Below are 17,624 nucleotides of genomic sequence, written 5' to 3'. Positions count from 1 at the left end.
CGGAGAGACCGATGCGGATCACGGTAGATGGCAAATCCGGCGGACTACGGGTGCGGATGCGGTTCCAACAGCAGCGCAATCGCTGGCTGGCGGTGCGAATTATGTTGGGGGTATTGGCATTTCAGGGCGCGGTCGTCGGACTGTGGGCGGTCCTCGCGCCGCACTCCTGGTACACCAGCTTTCCGGGCTTCGGCATGCAGTGGATCTCCGCGGACGGCCCGTACAACCACCATCTGGCCTCCGATGTCGGCTCGTTCTTCCTGGCGCTGACCGCGGTGACACTGGCCGCGCTATTCCTCGGCGGCAGCGCACTCGCCCAGGTCGCGGGCCTCGGCTGGCTCGTCTTCGGCCTCCCGCACCTGATCTATCACGCCTTCCACAAACCCGCCGATATGGCCGGGGCCAGCTTCACCCTCAGCGTCATCGGTGCGGCGCTGATCGTCGCGCTCGGACTGGCCCTGATCCTGGTCACCCCGCGCGGGCCGCAGCTGCGCGATCCCGCCCCGCTGACCTTCCAACGACCCCGCCGCCGTACGAACCGCTAGACCGCCGAAACAGTAACGCCCCACAGCGCATGCTGTGGGGCGTTCTCCGTGCGAAGTGGGCGCGTTCAGGACGCGTGCCATCCTCCGACCTCGGTCAAATGGTCGAGGGCCTGCACCACGGCCGGCGCACACAGGTGTCCGTCCTCCGGTCCGAGCCACGCCATCTCGGCGATCTCCGCCGCCGGGGCCGGCGTGCCGTGACCGGGTGCGCGGAAGCAGTGCATCTCGACCAGCGTCCCGGGACGCCCGTGGGCGGGGGCAGTAATCGTCACCACGGGCGTGATCCGGTGCGCCTCCAATTCGACGCCGACTTCCTCGCGAACCTCCCGAACGAGCGCTCCCGCCAGGGTTTCTCCGGATTCGGGCTTGCCGCCCGGCAGATAGAAGGCGTCGCGTCCCTCGGTCCGGACCGCGAGTAAGCGGCCGTTCTCGACGCACAGCCACGCCACCGACGTGAGCGTTCGTTCCCCGATCATGATCCGGTTTACCCTTTCGAGCGACCCGCAAGCAATCGCTACGGACGACTTGTCAGTCCTTCAGCGCTTCGAGCAACGCCGCACGCTGGCGGGCGCCGAGTCCACCGATGCGGCGGTCCTCAGGAATCTCCGCCTGGTCCATCAGCTTGGCCGCCTTGACCGGTCCGACACCGGGCAGCGCCTTGATCACGGCAGCGACCTTGGTCTTCTTGACCAGGTCATCGCTGTCCGCCTTCTTCAACAGGTCGGCGACCGAAACCTTGCCGGCCTTCACCTTGCCGATAAGTTCGGAGCGCGCCTTGCGGACCGCAGCCGCCTTGGCCAACGCCTCAGTGCGCTGTTCCGCGGTCATGGTAGGCAGTGCCATGTCTCCTCCGCTTTCACTCGTCACTCGAACATCTGGTTGACCGGACCGAGTAAACAGCACGACGAGCACCACACAAGCTCGACACACCGGGTTCGAACAGCGAGAAATAGCGACAAGTTTTCTGAAACACCCCCGCCCCACCGGGCTGGAGACCCACCCGGACCAGGCGAAAAGGACAAAAGGAATCCTGCCATGAACCTGTCGCGACTCCAGGCCATCCCTCTCGATGGCGTCAACCAGGGCGACGGTGGCCGCAGCGACGGCTTCTCACTCGGCCGAACCCGCCGTTCGAGCCCGGAAAAGCTGCGGGGGGCGGTAACACATGGAGGGTTCATGGCGACACAAAAAGCAGACGCACAAGTGCGGGACAGAAGGTTCAATGGCGAACCAGGGAGTCAATGGCGATTCCGAGTCCGGGCGCGATCGGGCGGCACAGTGATGTGACAAGCGGTCGTCACCGTATCCAGAAGCACTAGCGCGCCAACAAGATAGCCGAGGGGCGAGGATCGGCCCGTTCGGTGCGCAATACCGTTCGACGAGTACTGGCGCGGGGGGCATCTGCGCCAGTACGTCTGCCCCGGCCAACGGGATTCCATGTCACGCGATCACCGGACACTGCTACGCTCCGAATTAGAACACGTTTCAATTCGTGAGAGGTTTCCATGGCAGCCAAGATCCGCGATGTGATCGAGCAGTATGTGAAGTTGGTCGGTTCCGGCCCGACCGAGGCGATCGTCGACCTCTACGCACCCGATGCGGTGGTGGAGGATCCGATCGGCACCGAACCCAAGCGCGGCCATGACGCCATTCGCGAGTTCTACGAGGTACTCGGAAACCTCGATCGGGAAACCGAGCTGCACGCGGATTCGGTTCGCATCGCAGGCAACCACGCCGCCTTCATGTTCACGCTCGTTACCAAGTTCGGCGATCAGCGCTTCACCCTCTCGCCCATCGATGCGATGGACTTCGACGACGAGGGCAAGATTGTTGCGATGCGCGCCTACTGGAGCCAGGACGATATGCGCAACGAAGCGTCCTGAGTCCACCCAGACCGCGGGTGCGGCAGCCGAATCCGACTGCCGCACCCGCGTTTTCGATTATCAGGCGCTCGCGCGAGCCAACTCCAGCGATTTCGGCCGCGCGACCGCGGCGAGGCTCGGGATGACATCGAAGACCGCGGCATGACCCGCGACCTCGAGTAGCCGATCCACGCAGCGCGGGCCCGTGATCAACTGGAGTCGACGGCCGCTGTGGCCGAACCAGGATCGGGCCTCCATCAACACCCGCAGCCCGGCGACGCCGAAGAACGTCACCCGCGATAGGTCGATAACCACCACCGCGCCCGCCGTCGGCAGTGCCTCTAGCAGGGACTGCCGAAAGGCGTCGGCCGTCAGGTAGTCCATTTCGCCGCCGACGGCACACAAGGTCACCGAATCCACTGGCGGCGATACGACCACGCACAGACGATCGGCGGACCGCTTCGGTCCGGATCCGTCCACGGCAGCGATACGTTGATCTGAGGAAACTAGAACTGTCGACATGAGGACCTCGGTCCGTCGCATCCGCCGGGCAGAAACCTTTGTCGGCGGGACCTTTTCGCCCCGATCATCCAAGGACCAGGACTGGGCTGGTTGCTCAACCGTGACCAACGAGTACCCAAACCGGCGGGCCGATACACATCGAGTGGGCCGGAGAATTCTCCGGCCCACTCGTGACGTATGCGTACTGCGGTGCTACGCCGACTTCTCCCGACGCTCGGCGCGCTGCGCCTTGCGCGGCACGATGGTCGGCAGCACATTGTCGTTGACGGTGTCGGCGTTCACGACCACCTTGGCGACGTCGTCGCGGCTGGGGATATCGAACATCGCCAGCTGCAGGACCTCCTCCATGATGGCGCGCAGGCCGCGGGCGCCGGTGCCGCGCAGGATCGCCTGATCGGCGATCGCCTCCAGCGCGTCATCGGTGAACTCCAGGTCCACGCCGTCCATCTCGAACAGCCGCACGTACTGCTTCACCAGTGCGTTCTTCGGCTCGGAGAGGATCTTGACCAACGAATCCTTGTCCAGGTTCGTCACCGAGGCGACGACCGGGAGCCGACCGATGAATTCGGGGATCAGACCGAATTTGATCAGATCCTCCGGCATCACCTCGGCGAAGTGGTCATCGGTATCGATCTCCGCCTTGGACCGCACCTCGGCACCGAAGCCGATGCCGCGGTGTCCGGTGCGATCGGAGATGATCTTCTCCAGCCCCGCGAACGCACCCGCAACGATGAAAAGCACGTTGGTGGTGTCGATCTGGATGAATTCCTGGTGCGGATGCTTACGCCCGCCCTGCGGCGGCACACTCGCCTGCGTACCCTCCAGGATCTTCAGCAGCGCCTGCTGCACACCCTCACCGGAGACATCGCGGGTGATCGACGGGTTCTCGCTCTTGCGGGCGATCTTGTCGACCTCATCGATGTAGATGATCCCGGTCTCGGCTCGCTTGACGTCGTAGTCCGCGGCCTGGATCAGCTTCAGCAGGATGTTCTCCACATCCTCACCGACATATCCGGCCTCGGTCAGCGCCGTCGCGTCGGCGATGGCGAACGGCACGTTGAGCATCTTTGCCAGCGTCTGCGCCAGGTAGGTCTTACCGCAGCCGGTGGGACCGAGCATGAGGATATTGGACTTGGCCAGCTCGACGGTCTCGCCACGGCTGTCGCGACCCTTGTCGCCCGCCTGGATGCGCTTGTAGTGGTTGTAGACGGCCACCGCGAGGGTGCGCTTGGCGGTGTCCTGCCCGATCACGTAGTTCTCCAGGAAGTCCCGGATCTCGGCGGGCTTGGGCAGCTCATCGAGTTTGACCTCGCTGGACTCGGCCAGCTCTTCCTCGATGATCTCGTTGCATAGATCGATGCACTCGTCGCAGATGTACACCCCTGGTCCCGCAATGAGCTTCTTGACCTGCTTCTGGCTCTTTCCGCAGAACGAGCACTTCAGCAGATCGCCGCCATCTCCGATGCGCGCCATCTCGTGGGTCCCTACTTCCTTGTCCGCGTGCAACCGTCTATCCAGGTTGCCAGCAATCCGCCACCCTCGGGTGTAATCACGAACACCTCGAGCGATTCCGACGGTTCGAGCACTGCCGTCAACCGGGAGCAAAGGTCCCTAGGTCGACCGTACCCGGTGTGTGCGACGGAGGTCGACAACTCGAGCATGTTTCTCACGGGGGTCGTCCGAGTTCTTACCACTATGGAACACGTTCACCCCGATCGACGGCCATCCGACACTCCTGGCCGCCCGCTTCGGAAACCCTTCCGCCCGACACCCTTCCGGCCGGTCGGCTTCCCTGAAGCAGTCCGGCCGGGGCACATGCCGAGCGGCATGCGGCCCGGCCGGATTTTCCTGACATAGAGCAACTTACGAGCGATCGGCGCGCCGCGCGCGGCGCGTCCGCCCTACTTCTGGGCGCTGAGCTTGCGGTAATCGAAGACCGTGTCGATGATCCCGTATTCCTTGGCATCCTCGGCCGTCAGGATCTTGTCGCGGTCGGTGTCCTTGCGGATGGTGTCCGCATCCTTACCGGTGTGGCGCGCCAGCGTGGTCTCCATCAGGCGACGCATGCGCTCGATCTCGGCGGCCTGGATCTCCAGGTCCGAAACCTGCCCCTGGATGCCACCCTCCAGCGACGGCTGATGGATCAGCACGCGGGCGTTGGGCAGGCAGGCGCGCTTGCCGGGGGTACCGGCGGCGAGCAGCACGGCCGCGGCGGAAGCGGCCTGACCCAGGCAGACGGTGGCCACATCGGCACGCACGTACTGCATGGTGTCGTAGATCGCCATCAGCGAGGTGAACGAACCACCGGGCGAGTTGATGTACATGGTGATGTCGCGATCGGGATCGAGCGACTCCAGCACCAGCAACTGCGCCATGATGTCGTTGGCCGAGGCGTCGTCGACCTGCACGCCGAGGAAGATGATGCGCTCCTCGAACAGCTTGTTGTACGGGTTGGACTCCTTGACACCGAAGCTCGAGTGCTCGATGAACGAAGGCAGGATGTAGCGCGACTGCGGGCTCGCCGGTGCGGTGCCGCCGAGGCCGGCGCGCGGATCGAACAGATTGGCCATCTTCGTCTCCAAAGTCGTTGAGAGGGAACGGGGCAGCTCGACAGCTGCTAGTTACCCGCGCCGTTCGCCTGCGCCGCGTGGGTGATCACGCGGTCGATGAAGCCGTACTCGAGGGCCTGCTTCGCGGTGAACCAGCGGTCACGGTCGGCGTCGACGGTGACCTGCTCGATCGACTTGCCGGTGTGCAGCGCCTGCAGCTCGTTGAGCTCGCGCTTGGTGTGCGCGAACTGCTCGGCCATGATCGCGATATCGGCCGCGGAACCGCCGATGCCCGCCGAGGGCTGGTGCATCATGATCCGCGCGTGCGGCAGCGCGCTGCGCTTGCCCTTGGTGCCCGCGGTGAGCAGGAACTGCCCCATCGACGCGGCCAGACCCATGCCGAAGGTGGCGATATCGCACTCGGCGAACTGCATGGTGTCGTAGATGGCCATACCCGCGGTCACCGAACCACCGGGCGAGTTGATGTAGAGCGAGATGTCGCGGGTGGGGTCCTCCGCCGAGAGCAGCAGGATCTGCGCGCACAGTTTGTTGGCGATGTCGTCGTCGACCTGGGTGCCGAGGAAGATGATGCGCTCACGCAGCAGGCGCTCGTACACCGAATCACTGAGGTTCAGACCAGCAGTCGCGGATGTCATGACGACCCCTGCCTTGTTCATTGTCACGGATACCTGCCTTCTCTTACCGGCTCGTTGCTGATACCGAACAGCCATCTCTGGTTCGCTTGTCACAAACATTAACGAAGCCGGGCGGCACCGAACTCCCGGTACCGCCCGTCTTCGCTCACAGCGCAATCTCGCTGACGCTCGATTGCACTATGCGCGAGAGCGCACTGTGTTCTCGGTTCACTCGCTACGCTCCTTCACGGCGCAATCTCGCTGACGCTCGATTGCACTATGCGCGAGAGCGCACTGTGTTCCCAGTTCACTCGCTACGCTCGCTCACAGCGCAATCACCAAACCACACGAGTCCAGATCACGCTGCTCCTCCATGGAATTATTCGGCGCTCGCGGCGGTGGTCTCTTCGGTGCCCTCCGGCTCGGAACCCTCAGGGGCACCGAACATTTCGGCGGTGTCCACGGCGTTGCCGTCGGAGTCGGTGACCTTCACCTTGCCGACCACACCGGCCAGCGCCTTACCGCGACGCACGTCCGCGAAGACCGCGCCGAGCTGGCCCGCCTGCTGCACCTGCTGGATGAACTGCTCGGGCGAGAGGCCGTAGCGCTGCGCCTGGAACAGGATCCGCTCGGTGAGCTCTTCCTGGCCGACCTGGGTGTTGTCCGCCTCGGCGATGGCATCCAGCAGCAGCTGGGTCTTCACCGACTTCTCGGCGGACTCCTTGGTGTCCTTGTCGAATTCCTCGCGGCTGGACCCCTGGGCCTCGAGCGCCTCGGCGAGCTTGGTCTCGTCGTGGTCGAAGCCGTGCACGGCATCGTGCACCACGGCGTCGATCTCGGCCTGCACGACCGCCTCCGGCAGCGGCACCTCGACCTGCTCGAGCAGGGTCTCGAGCACCTTGTCGCGGATCTGACCGGCCTGCTCGACCTTCTTGACGCGCTCGACCCGGTTGCGCAGGTCTTCCTTCAGCTCGTCGAGGGTGTCGAATTCGCTGGCCAGCTGGGCGAAGTCGTCATCGGCCTCGGGCAGCTCGCGCTCCTTGACCGAGCGCACGGTGACGGTGATGACCGCCTCCTTGCCCGCGTGCTCACCGGCGACCAGGGTCGAGGTGAACTCCTTGGACTCGTCGACCGAAAGCCCGCTGAGCGCCTCGTCCAGGCCCTCGATCAGCTGGCCGGAGCCGACCTCGTGGGACAGGCCGGTGGTGGCCGCCTCCGGCACGTCCTCGCCGTCGACGGTGGCCGACAGATCGATGGAGACGAAGTCGCCGTCCTGGACCGCACGCTCGACACCGGTCAGGGTGCCGAAGCGCTGGCGCAGCGACTGCAGCTGCTCCTCGATGTCCTCGTCACCGATGGTGAACGAGTCGACGGTCACCTCGATGCCGTCGTAGGCGGGCAGGACGATCTCCGGGCGCACGTCGACCTCGGCCGTGAACGCCAGCTCCTGGCCGTCCTCGATCTTGGTGATCTCGATCTCGGGCTGGCCGATGACCTTGACCTCGGAGGTGGTGACGGCCTCGCTGTAGCGGCCGGGCAGCGCGTCGTTGACGACCTGCTCGAGGATCGCGCCGCGGCCCAGGCGGGCCTCGATGAGCTTGGCCGGGGCCTTGCCCGGACGGAAGCCGGGGATGCGGACCTGGTTGGCCAGCGCCTTGTAGGCCTTGTCGAAGTCCGGCTTCAGCTCCTCGAAAGGCACCTCGACGTTGATCCGGACCCGGGTCGGGCTCAGCTGCTCGACGGTGCTCTTCACGGACATGCTCCTTGTTCGTTGGTTCTGGTCGACTTGCTTGTGGCCGACTTGCTGGGGGTAATCACGAGCGAAATCGCCGCACGGCTCAACGTGCGTATCGCGACCAGGTTAGTTGACCCGTCGCGGCGGGCTGCAGGCAGCACCACCGCCGCGGACCGCGCGTCGCGATTACTTGCCGACGGCGACCGCGTCGGTGACGAAGACCAGCGTTTCGTTGGGCTTGATGCCGTTGCCGCCCGCGCCGTACCCGAGGTTCGGTGGGATGATCAGCAGCCGCCGCGCACCCGCCTGCACGCCGACCAGACCCTGCTCCCAACCCGGAATGACCTGTCCGGCACCGAGCGTCAGCTGGAAGGGCTTGCCGCGGTCGAACGAGCTGTCCAGCTTCTTCTTATCCGACCAGGTGATCAGCGTGTAGTTCATGGTGAGCGGCTGACCGGCGACCGCACCGGGACCGCTGCCCGGCACGAGATCCTTGACGAGGAGCTGGGTCGGCGGGGTGCAGGTGTCCGGGATGGTGATCTTCGGCGTCGCGCCGAAGCCGCCGACCACCACGATGTCGTCGGCAGTGCATTCGGCGCCGGTGTTCTGCGCGGGCAGCTGACCGAAGGTGGGCTGCGCCGATGCCGCGGCGGCCGATGACGTGGCGGCAGACGTGGTGGCGGACGAGCCCTTGTCATCGTCCGAGCCACAGGCGGCCAGCGCGAATGTCGCGGCGGCGATGGTGCCGATACCGATGATCCTGCGCAGTGTTTGCATGCGGCGGACCGTAATACACCGCGCCGCGCTCATCCCAGCCACCCTGTGTTCGGGCCCCGGCGACCGTCGTGCGGTCGAATAGGGACCGATGGCCCCAGCGCGGTGACATCCGGCACCAGACGGACCGACCGTGGCCGCGAGATCGTGAAGACCGATTTACGGGTGCGATCGGTGGGTAGGCTGACGATGAATTCTCCAACCGGCGTTGTCGATTGCTATCGGCAACCGTGCAGACCCGACAGCGGTCCCGACAGGTGCCGCTTCCGATGCCCGAGTGTGAGGAGAGTCGGCGTATGACGCAGATGGCCAGTCTGGGGGGCGATACCTCGGCCGACAATGTCGAAGCCAGTGGCGGTGCGACCATCGCGCCGCGCGCGTATCGGCTCGCGGAGGTCCCCGGCCCGCTCGAGCGCGCGGAACTGGAAGTGCTCGACGCGTGGTGGCGCGCCGCGAACTATCTCGCGGTGGGCCAGATCTATCTCATGAGCAATCCGCTGCTGCGTGAACCGCTGGAGCCCGAGCACATCAAACCGCGGCTGCTCGGACATTTCGGGACCGTCCCGGGCCTGAATCTGGTTTGGGTGCATGCCAATCGTGCGATCCGGCAGCGCGATCTGAACGCGGTCTTCGTCGCCGGACCCGGGCACGGCGGGCCGGGGCCGAACGCCTGCGCCTGGCTCGAGGGCACGTATTCCGAGCTATACAGCCATATTCCGCAAGACGCCGACGGGATGGGTGCGCTGTTCGCGCAATTCTCCTTCCCCGGTGGCGTGCCGAGTCACTGTGCGCCGGAGACGCCGGGTTCCTTCCACGAGGGCGGAGAGCTGGGCTATTCGCTGCTGCACGCGTTCGGGGCGGCGCTGGACAATCCGGATCTGACGGTGTTCTGCGTGGTAGGCGACGGTGAGGCGGAGACCGGGCCGCTGGCCACCAGCTGGCACGCCAATAAATTCCTCAACCCGGTGCGCGACGGTGCGGTGCTCCCGATTCTCGCGTTGAATCAGTACAAGATCGCCAATCCGACCATCCTCGCGCGCATTCCGGAATCCGAATTGCTGACGCTGATGCGCGGATACGGCTACGAGCCGATCGTCGTCGCGGGCAGCGATCCCGCGGCCGTGCACCAGCAGATGGCCATTGCCGTGGACACCGCCCTGGATCGCATCGCGGAGATGCGGCGGTCCGCACGCGCGGGGACCGATGGGGCGCGCCCGAGCTGGCCGATGATCGTGCTGCGCACGCCGAAGGGGTGGACCTGCCCACCGGTGGTCGACGGCGATCCGGTCGAGGGCACCTTCCGGGCGCATCAGGTGCCGCTGGCGGCCGCACGTACCGATGACGGGCATCGAGCGGTGCTCGAACAGTGGTTGCGCTCCTATCAGCCCGAACAGCTCTTCGATGAGTCGGGCAGGCCGGTGCCGACGCTGCGCGAACTGGTGCCCGATGGCGATCGGCGGCTGAGCGCGAATCCAATTGCCAACGGGGGCATGCTCGTTCGGAATCTGCGGCTGCCCGATTGGCGATCCTATGGCGTCGAAGTGCGCGAGCCGGGCGCGACACAGCACGAGGCGACCCGGGTGCTCGGCACCTGGCTGCGCGATGTCACCGCACGCAATGCGGACAACTTCCTGACCTTCGCCCCCGACGAATTGGCGAGCAATCGGCTGCAGGACATTCTGCAGGTCACCGGTCGTAACTGGCAGGCCGAAATCGGCGAATTCGATGTGGATCTCGACCGCACCGGACGGGTGATCGAGGTGCTGTCCGAGCATATGTGCCAGGGGCTGCTCGAGGGGTATCTGCTGACCGGCAGGCACGGGGTGTTCACCTGCTACGAAGCCTTCATCCACATCGTCGACGCGATGTTCAATCAGCACGCCAAATGGCTGGACGCGAGTGCGGCGGTGCCGTGGCGGCGACCGATTGCGAGCCTGAATTACCTTCTGTCATCACATGTTTGGCGACAGGACCACAACGGCTTCACCCATCAGGATCCCGGATTCCTCGATGTGGTGCTGAACAAGAAGCCATCGGTCGTGCGGGTGTATCTGCCACCGGACGCGAATACGCTGCTGTCGACCTACGATCATTGTCTGCGTTCACGGCACTACGTCAATGTGGTGGTCGCCGGGAAACAGCCGCAGGCGGACTGGCTTTCGGTTTCCGATGCCGCGGTGCACTGCGCGCGCGGTGCCGGAATTTGGGGCTGGGCCGGACAGAACGACGATCCGGGCACCACGCCCGATGTCGTACTCGCCTGCGCCGGGGACGTACCGACGCTGGAAACGCTTGCGGCAGCGGCGATCCTGCGGGCACGTCTACCGGAACTGCGTATGCGAGTGGTGAATGTGGTCGACCTGATGCGACTGCAACCATCGGACGAACATCCACATGGTCTGTCCGACAGCGAGTTCGACACGCTGTTCACCCGGGACCGTCCGGTGATCTTCGCATTCCACGGGTACCCGTGGCTGATCCACCGGCTCACCTACCAGCGCACCAACCACAGCGAGCTGCACGTGCGCGGCTACAAGGAAAAGGGCACCACAACAACACCTTTCGATATGGTGATGCTCAACGACCTGGACCGGTACCACCTGGTTATGGATGTGATCGACCGGGTTCCGACCTTGCGGGAGAAGGCGGCGGGGCTGCGACAGGAGATGGTCGACGCCCGGTGGAATGCCCGCGCCTGGACTCGCGAACACGGCGAGGACATTCCGGCGGTCGCCGACTGGACCTGGCCGAACCTCAGTCTCTGATAAGCCCCGCGAAACTTCCTTGCGTGCGTTGTGCGGCTCGGCGACGATCGCAAGATGTTGTTGACGATCACCTGCACACCGCCGGAGGACGCGGCCTGGCCCGCGACCGATCTGGGCTTCTTGCTGCACAAGAACCCGGACCGGGTGCAGGCGTTCGAGCAGTCCTATGGCACCGCGCATGTGGTGTACCCGGAGGCGACCGCGGCGCGGTGTACGGCGGCGCTGCTGTTGGAGGTGGATCCGATTCGGTTGGTGCGCGGGCGATCGCGCAGCACACCGGATTTCAGTCTCGGGCAGTATGTCAACGATCGGCCGTATGCCGCGTCGTCGCTGCTGTCGGTGGCACTCGGCGCGGTATTCCGCACGGCACTGCACGGACGTTGCGATCAGCGGCCTGAGTTGGCGCAGACGGCACTCCCCTTGCGAATCGTGTTGCCGGCGGTGCCGTGCAAGGGCGGACCGCAGGCAGCCGAGCGGGTTTTCGCGCCGCTCGGCTGGACCGTGATCGCCGAACCACTCCCCCTCGATCCGGCCTTCCCGGAGTGGGGCGATTCGCATTACGTGCGACTGGAACTCGCCGGAACCATCCGCCTTGCCGACGCCCTCGCGCACCTGTATGTCCTGCTGCCGGTGCTCGACGGGGCCAAGCACTACTGGTTGGCCGCCGACGAGGTCGACAAACTCATCCGCGCAGGGGCCGGGTGGCTGGCCGAGCATCCGGAACGGGGCTGGATCACGCGGCGCTACCTGGCGCGACGTCAATCATTGGTGCGGACCGCGCTGGCTCGGCTGGCCGAGGTGGACGATGTGGAGGCCGAGGAGCTCGATGCGGTCGAGGAGGGGGTCGACGAGGCGGAGGACACCGCAGCTACCGAGCGCGCCGAGACAACCCCCGCGCCGACGCAGGCCGTGCCGGTGGCCGATGGCCGGGAGCGGGCACCGTCGCTGGCGGTCATGCGGCGGGCCGCGGCCTTGGCCGCGCTGCGGGAGGTCGGGGCGCATCGGGTGCTCGATCTCGGCTGCGGGGAAGGGGCATTGTTGCGAGAATTACTGGCGGACCAGGCTTTTACCGAAATTGTCGGTGTCGACGTATCGATGCGCGCCTTGAACATCACCGAGCGGCGGTTGCGGCTGGATCGGATGCCGGAGCGGGTGGCGCAGCGTTTGACATTGTTGCAGGGTGCGTTGACGTATACCGATGCGCGGTTGCGTGGATACGACGCTGCCGTGCTGATGGAGGTCGTCGAGCATATCGACGAGCCGCGGTTGGGTGCGCTCGAATACTCGGTATTCGCTTCGGCCGCACCGGGTTCCGTGGTGGTGACGACGCCGAATGCCGAGCACAATGTGGTGTACGAAACGCTGCCCGCCGGCAAGTTTCGGCACTCCGATCACCGCTTCGAATGGACCCGTGCGGAATTCGCGGATTGGGCCTCTCGCGTGGCCGAACAGTATGACTACGCGGTGCGCTTCGTACCCGTCGGTGTCGAACATCCCGAATTCGGCCCACCCACGCAACTGGCGCTGTTCACCAAGGCCACAGCCGACCGCAGTACGAAAGGAGCCGCGTGATGACCGAGCTGTCCGTCCCGGAGCTGTCCCTCGTCGTGCTGATCGGTAGTACCGGATCCGGCAAATCGACGTTCGCGCGCAAGCACTTTCGGCATACCGCGATCGTCTCCTCGGATGCCTGTCGCGGCATCGTCAGCGATGACGAGAATGATCAGTCGTCGACGCCGGACGCTTTCGCACTGCTGCACCACATCGCCGGCATCCGGCTCCGGCGCGGCCTGCGCACCGTTATCGACGCCACCAATGTGCAGCCCAAGGCGCGTCAGGAACTGATCGCGGTGGCGCGAGCGCACGACGTGCTGCCGGTGGCGATCGTGCTCGACGTGCCCGATGACGTGTGCTTCGAGCGCAATACGCAACGCCCCGACCGGGCGCACCTGGCCAGGCACGTGGTGTCCCGGCAGCAGCGCGAACTGCGCCGAGGCCTGCGCGGTCTGGAACGCGAGGGCTTCCGGAAGGTCTACATACTGCGCGGCGTCGAGGAGATCGAGTCGGCGACCCTTGTCGACGAAAAGGCCTGGAACGATAAGCGTGAACTCACCGGACCCTTCGATGTGATCGGCGACGTGCACGGCTGCCGCGCCGAATTGGAGACGCTGCTCGGCGAACTCGGCTACGACCTGACCCGGGACGACGCGGGCCGGGCTGTCGGCGCGAGTCACCCGGCCGGGCGCACCGCGGTATTCGTCGGCGATCTGGTCGATCGCGGACCGGATACCCCGGGTGTACTCCGACTCGTCATGGGGATGGTGCGCGCGGGAACGGCGTTGTGCGTCACCGGAAATCACGAGAACAAGCTGGTGCGCGCACTCGACGGCAAGAAGGTGCGTATCGCGCACGGCCTCGCGGAATCGCTGGCTCAGTTGGAGACCGAAGACGAGGATTTCCGCAAGGCGGCGCTGGACTTCTGCCGCGGGCTGATCAGCCACTACGTGCTCGACGGCGGCCGTCTCGTAGTCGCGCACGCCGGGCTGAAGGAGGAGTACCACGGGCGTGCGTCGGGCCGGGTGCGCGCCTTCGCGATGTACGGTGAATCCACCGGGGAGACAGACGAATACGGTCTGCCGGTGCGTTATCCGTGGGCCGAGGATTATCGCGGCCGCGCCACCGTGCTGTACGGCCACACGCCGGTGACCGATCTGCGCTGGGTGAACAACACACTCTGCCTGGACACCGGTGTCGTCTTCGGCGGCACGCTCTCAGCCCTGCGCTATCCGGAGCGCGTGCCGGTTTCGGTTCCGGCCGAACGGGTTTGGTACGAGCCGGTGCGTCCGCTGCAGGCCACCACCATGGCGACGCCCGGCGGGGTAATGCACCGCGATCCCGGCGTGCTCGATCTGGACGATGTGCTGGGCCGCCGAGTGGTGGAGACCCGGCAGCACGGCCGCGTCGGCGTGCGGGAGGAAAACGCCGGGGCCGCATTGGAAGTGATGAGCCGCTTCGCCATCGATCCGCGCTGGCTGGTGTACCTGCCGCCGACCATGGCGCCGTGTGCGACCACCCAACTGGACGGCCACCTCGAACATCCCGCCGAGGCCTTCGACTACTACCGGTCCGAGGGTGTGCGACGCGTGGTGTGCGAGGAGAAACACATGGGCTCGCGCGCAATCGTCCTCGTGACGCGCTCGGCGCAGGCCGCGGCCGATCGGTTCGGCGTCGACGACGGCAGTACCGGTGCGCTCTACACCCGCACCGGGCGTCCGTTCTTCGACGACGCCGCGCAGACCGAGGAACTGCTCGCCCGGGTGCGAGCCGCGGCCGAAACTGCGTGCCTGTTCGAGGAATTGAACACCGAATGGCTGCTGCTCGATGCCGAGCTGATGCCATGGTCGGCCAAAGCCGTTGGCCTGCTGCGCAATCAGTACGCCGCCGTCGGTGCGGCCGCCCGTGCCGCACTCGGCACCGCGACCGATCTGCTGACTGCCGTCGCCGCCCGCGGCCTGGACGTCACCGATCTCGCGGAACGCACCGCCGCACGCAAGACCGACGCGGCGGCCTTCACCACCGCCTACGGCCGCTACTGCTGGCCGGTGGACGGCCTGGCCGGTCTACGGATCGCGCCGTTCCAGATCCTGGCCGGTGCCGGGACCAATTATGCGGTGCGCGACCATGATTGGCATCTGACGACTGTCGACCGGCTGGTCGCCGCCGACGCCGACCTGTTCACCCCGACCGGCCGAAAGATCGTCGATCTGACCGATCCGGACAGCGAAGCCGCCGCCACCAGCTGGTGGACCGAGCTGACCACCGCGGGCGGCGAGGGCATGGTGGTGAAGCCGTACGACGCGATGGTCCGTAGCGAAGGCGACCACCTGGTCCAGCCGGGCGTGAAATGCCGCGGCCCCGAATACCTCCGGATCATCTACGGCCCGGAATACCTGCGCGACGACAACCTACGCAGGTTGCGCACCCGCGGTCTGGGCCGCAAGCGCTCGATGGCGCTGCGCGAGTACGCACTGGGCCTGGAAGCGCTGGACCGTTTAGTCGCAGGCGAACCGCTGTGGCGCGTGCACGAAGCGGTGTTCGCGGTCCTCGCCCTCGAATCGGAGCCGGTCGACCCACGCCTGTGAAAGATCACGCCCGCGGCCGGTACCTGGTCATGGCTCGACCACCCGGCCGTGGGCGGATCCTTCGATGAGCTCCACATAGGCCCGGACCACCTCGGCGACCGGAGTGCCCGCGGAACCGTCACGCCCCAGTGCGGTCAGGGTCTCCGAAATCCAGCCCGGACTCACCGAATTCAAACGGATTCCGCGCGGCAGCTCGAGCGCCGCCGCGGGCACGAAGCCGCCGAGACCCGCATTGACCGCGGCCGCGAAGGACAGACCCGGCTCGGAGAAGGTCGAGATGCCATTGGTGAGCGTGATGGATCCGGCGTCATTGAGGTGCCGGACGGCGTGTCGAACCAGGTGAATTTGGCCTAGGAATTTGCCTTCCAGACCGAGAAAGTACCCGTTGTCGGTCGAGTCGGCGAGTTCTGCGAGTTGACCGCTGGCGGCTACGGCGACGACCGCGTCGATGTGGTCCACCGCATCGAACAACGCGGCGATCGACCCGGGATCGGCCAAATCGACCTGGACCGGTCCGCGCCGCGAAGCGCGAACGACCTGATGCTCCGGCTTCGCCTCGAGTGCGTCGACGAGGGCCGAGCCGATGGTTCCGGTAGCACCGATCACAACAATCTTCACGGGTCAGCCCAACCTCGTCGGATCGCGCGCTATTCCGGCCACCGGTACGCACCATTGCATCTATCCAGAAACGCTGGTTACAGTAAGTTAGCAGGCTGCTTGCAACTGTTAGCAGCAGCCCGTGTGGCGTTATCTGACAGACAAAGGAGTCTGACCATGCCGGCTGCGAGCACCGATGGCGCGGGCGTGCCCGGCCACATGCTGGTCGACGACCGATTCACCGCCGTCGCGGCCAAGTTCTTTGCGATGTTCCGGCGTAAGAGCCAGGGCGGCGGCGCGCTGGCGGTGTACCTCCACGGAGAGCCGGTGCTCGATATCTGGGCAGGGTGGGCGGATAGCGACCGGCGGTGGCGGGGCGACTCCATGGCACTGTCCTATTCGACCGGTAAGGGCGTCACCGCGACGGTCGCGCATCGGCTGATCGAGCGCGGCGTGCTCGAGTTGGACGCGCCGGTGGCGGATTACTGGCCGGAATTCGCCGCGCAGGGCAAGGGCGGCATCACGATTCGCGAGGTACTGAATCACCGCGCCGGATTGCAGCGCACCCGCGATCTGGTCGCCGATTCGGACGATCTGCTCGACCACGATGCCGTGGCGGCGGCGATGGCCGCATCCGCGCCGGATCCATTGCGGCTGCGGGCTTCCGGATACCATGGCCTGACCTTCGGCACGCTGGTCGCGGAGATCGCACAGCGCGCAACCGGCCGCGACTTCACCGACCTCGTCCGCAGTGAACTTCGAGAGCCACTGGGCGACAACGATTTCTGGTTCGGTGTACCCGACAACCAGCGGCAGCGGCTGGCTCGGCTCTCGCCCCGTCTCGGCATCGCCAGGGTCCCGTTCGACACGCTCATCGCACCCTTCGCCTCGGTGAAGGTGATGAACTCCGCTCGCAGCGCGGTCTACGACGGTTGGGCCGATATGACCCTCGGCATGCGCCCCTACGATGCGATGATGCCCGGGTGGAACGGCGTTTTCACCGCCCGTGCCATCGCCAAGATGTACGGTGCAATCGGCAACGACGGCTTGGTCGGCCACCGCCGCCTGCTGCGTCCCGAAACCACGCGCCGCATCGCGGAAATGCCGCCGAACAGCCGCTACGACTATGTCCTCGGCGCCCCACCGCATTTCGCACTCGGCTACCACCGCGCCATCGTCGGTACCCGTCTCACCCGCCAGGCCCTCGGCCACTTCGGCATCGGCGGCTCCGGCGGTATTGCCAATCCCGGCCTCGGCCTCGGCATCGGCTTCGTCACCAACCACCTCGGCAACCACGCCATGTCCCTCGGCGACGCCCGCCTCCCCTTCCTCGCCGCCCTCACCGAACGCGCCGCCCGCGCGGCCATCGGCGATCCGGCTGCCGACACACTGGACGGCACCCGCGCCGCCAGCTGATAGGGCACCATCGGCTCGAAGCCGCCTGCCCACACCTCGCGAATTGCCACGGTCATCCCGACAGCGCAGTACGCAACGGTCG

The 17,624-nt window shown here is 65.9% G+C and carries 15 protein-coding genes; 6 read left to right on the top strand and 9 right to left on the bottom strand.

The window, feature by feature from the left end; genetic code table 11:
* Positions 1-11: 11 nt before the first annotated feature.
* Positions 12-545: a hypothetical protein gene (locus tag ACIBW7_RS11665; RefSeq protein WP_397046211.1), complete on the top strand. Its 534-nt coding sequence runs from the start codon at positions 12-14 to the stop codon at positions 543-545.
* A 65-nt stretch (positions 546-610) separates the two neighbouring features.
* Here the strand turns inward: ACIBW7_RS11665 and ACIBW7_RS11660 are convergent, their stop codons facing one another.
* Together ACIBW7_RS11660 and mihF are read right to left on the bottom strand one after the other, a co-directional pair.
* Entirely contained in the window at positions 611-1,021 is a 411-nt protein-coding gene (locus ACIBW7_RS11660; RefSeq protein WP_397046210.1) for an NUDIX domain-containing protein, read from the bottom strand.
* Positions 1,022-1,073: 52 nt separating this feature from the next.
* A complete protein-coding gene (gene mihF, locus ACIBW7_RS11655; protein WP_040687687.1) occupies positions 1,074-1,388 on the bottom strand; it encodes an integration host factor, actinobacterial type in 315 nt (104 codons plus the stop codon).
* Positions 1,389-2,050: 662 nt separating this feature from the next.
* Here mihF and ACIBW7_RS11650 point away from each other — a divergent pair.
* A complete protein-coding gene (locus tag ACIBW7_RS11650) occupies positions 2,051-2,428 on the top strand; it encodes a nuclear transport factor 2 family protein (RefSeq protein ID WP_397046209.1) in 378 nt (125 codons plus the stop codon).
* A 60-nt stretch (positions 2,429-2,488) separates the two neighbouring features.
* On the opposite strand, the gene ACIBW7_RS11645 is transcribed toward ACIBW7_RS11650, so the two are convergent.
* From ACIBW7_RS11645 to ACIBW7_RS11620, 6 genes are all read right to left on the bottom strand, one after another.
* On the bottom strand, positions 2,489-2,845 hold the full coding sequence (locus ACIBW7_RS11645) for an STAS domain-containing protein (protein WP_397046208.1): 357 nt from the start codon (positions 2,843-2,845) through the stop codon (positions 2,489-2,491).
* Positions 2,846-3,121: 276 nt separating this feature from the next.
* Complete coding sequence (gene clpX / locus ACIBW7_RS11640) at positions 3,122-4,402, bottom strand: ATP-dependent Clp protease ATP-binding subunit ClpX (RefSeq protein WP_063044679.1); 1,281 nt, start codon at positions 4,400-4,402, stop codon at positions 3,122-3,124.
* 428 nt (positions 4,403-4,830) lie between these two features.
* Positions 4,831-5,499: an ATP-dependent Clp protease proteolytic subunit gene (locus ACIBW7_RS11635; protein WP_063044696.1), complete on the bottom strand. Its 669-nt coding sequence runs from the start codon at positions 5,497-5,499 to the stop codon at positions 4,831-4,833.
* Positions 5,500-5,546: 47 nt separating this feature from the next.
* Positions 5,547-6,155 (bottom strand): ATP-dependent Clp protease proteolytic subunit, encoded by a 609-nt coding sequence (locus tag ACIBW7_RS11630; RefSeq protein ID WP_397046549.1) that lies wholly within the window; start codon positions 6,153-6,155, stop codon positions 5,547-5,549.
* 337 nt (positions 6,156-6,492) lie between these two features.
* Positions 6,493-7,866 (bottom strand): trigger factor, encoded by a 1,374-nt coding sequence (tig, locus tag ACIBW7_RS11625; protein WP_397046207.1) that lies wholly within the window; start codon positions 7,864-7,866, stop codon positions 6,493-6,495.
* A gap of 168 nt (positions 7,867-8,034) precedes the next feature.
* Positions 8,035-8,625, bottom strand: a complete 591-nt coding sequence (locus ACIBW7_RS11620) for an FKBP-type peptidyl-prolyl cis-trans isomerase (protein ID WP_357473902.1) — start codon at positions 8,623-8,625, stop codon at positions 8,035-8,037.
* Positions 8,626-8,918: 293 nt separating this feature from the next.
* On the opposite strand from ACIBW7_RS11620, the gene ACIBW7_RS11615 reads away from it, so the two are divergent.
* From ACIBW7_RS11615 to ACIBW7_RS11605, 3 genes are read left to right on the top strand one after another with little or no spacing between them, the layout of a single operon-like run.
* Complete coding sequence (locus ACIBW7_RS11615; RefSeq protein ID WP_397046206.1) at positions 8,919-11,387, top strand: phosphoketolase; 2,469 nt, start codon at positions 8,919-8,921, stop codon at positions 11,385-11,387.
* Between the two features lie 54 nt (positions 11,388-11,441).
* A complete protein-coding gene (locus tag ACIBW7_RS11610; protein ID WP_397046205.1) occupies positions 11,442-12,959 on the top strand; it encodes a 3' terminal RNA ribose 2'-O-methyltransferase Hen1 in 1,518 nt (505 codons plus the stop codon).
* The gene (locus tag ACIBW7_RS11605) at positions 12,959-15,529 is read left to right on the top strand and encodes a polynucleotide kinase-phosphatase (protein ID WP_397046204.1); all 2,571 of its coding nucleotides are present in this window, start codon (positions 12,959-12,961) and stop codon (positions 15,527-15,529) included. Before ACIBW7_RS11610 ends, ACIBW7_RS11605 begins: the two co-directional genes overlap by 1 nt.
* Before the next feature lie 27 nt (positions 15,530-15,556).
* Here ACIBW7_RS11605 and ACIBW7_RS11600 read toward each other — a convergent pair whose 3' ends face one another.
* Entirely contained in the window at positions 15,557-16,147 is a 591-nt protein-coding gene (locus ACIBW7_RS11600; protein ID WP_397046203.1) for a short chain dehydrogenase, read from the bottom strand.
* Positions 16,148-16,303: 156 nt separating this feature from the next.
* Here ACIBW7_RS11600 and ACIBW7_RS11595 point away from each other — a divergent pair, with 156 nt between their 5' ends.
* Positions 16,304-17,542, top strand: coding sequence for a serine hydrolase domain-containing protein (locus tag ACIBW7_RS11595; RefSeq protein WP_397046202.1), 1,239 nt, complete (start codon positions 16,304-16,306; stop codon positions 17,540-17,542).
* Positions 17,543-17,624 lie beyond the last annotated feature (82 nt).

The organism is Nocardia sp. NPDC049526 (genome assembly GCF_044465765.1).
Taxonomy (GTDB): domain Bacteria; phylum Actinomycetota; class Actinomycetes; order Mycobacteriales; family Mycobacteriaceae; genus Nocardia.
Note: the sequence above shows the minus strand (reverse complement) of the source record. Positions and strands in the feature narration are given on the sequence as shown.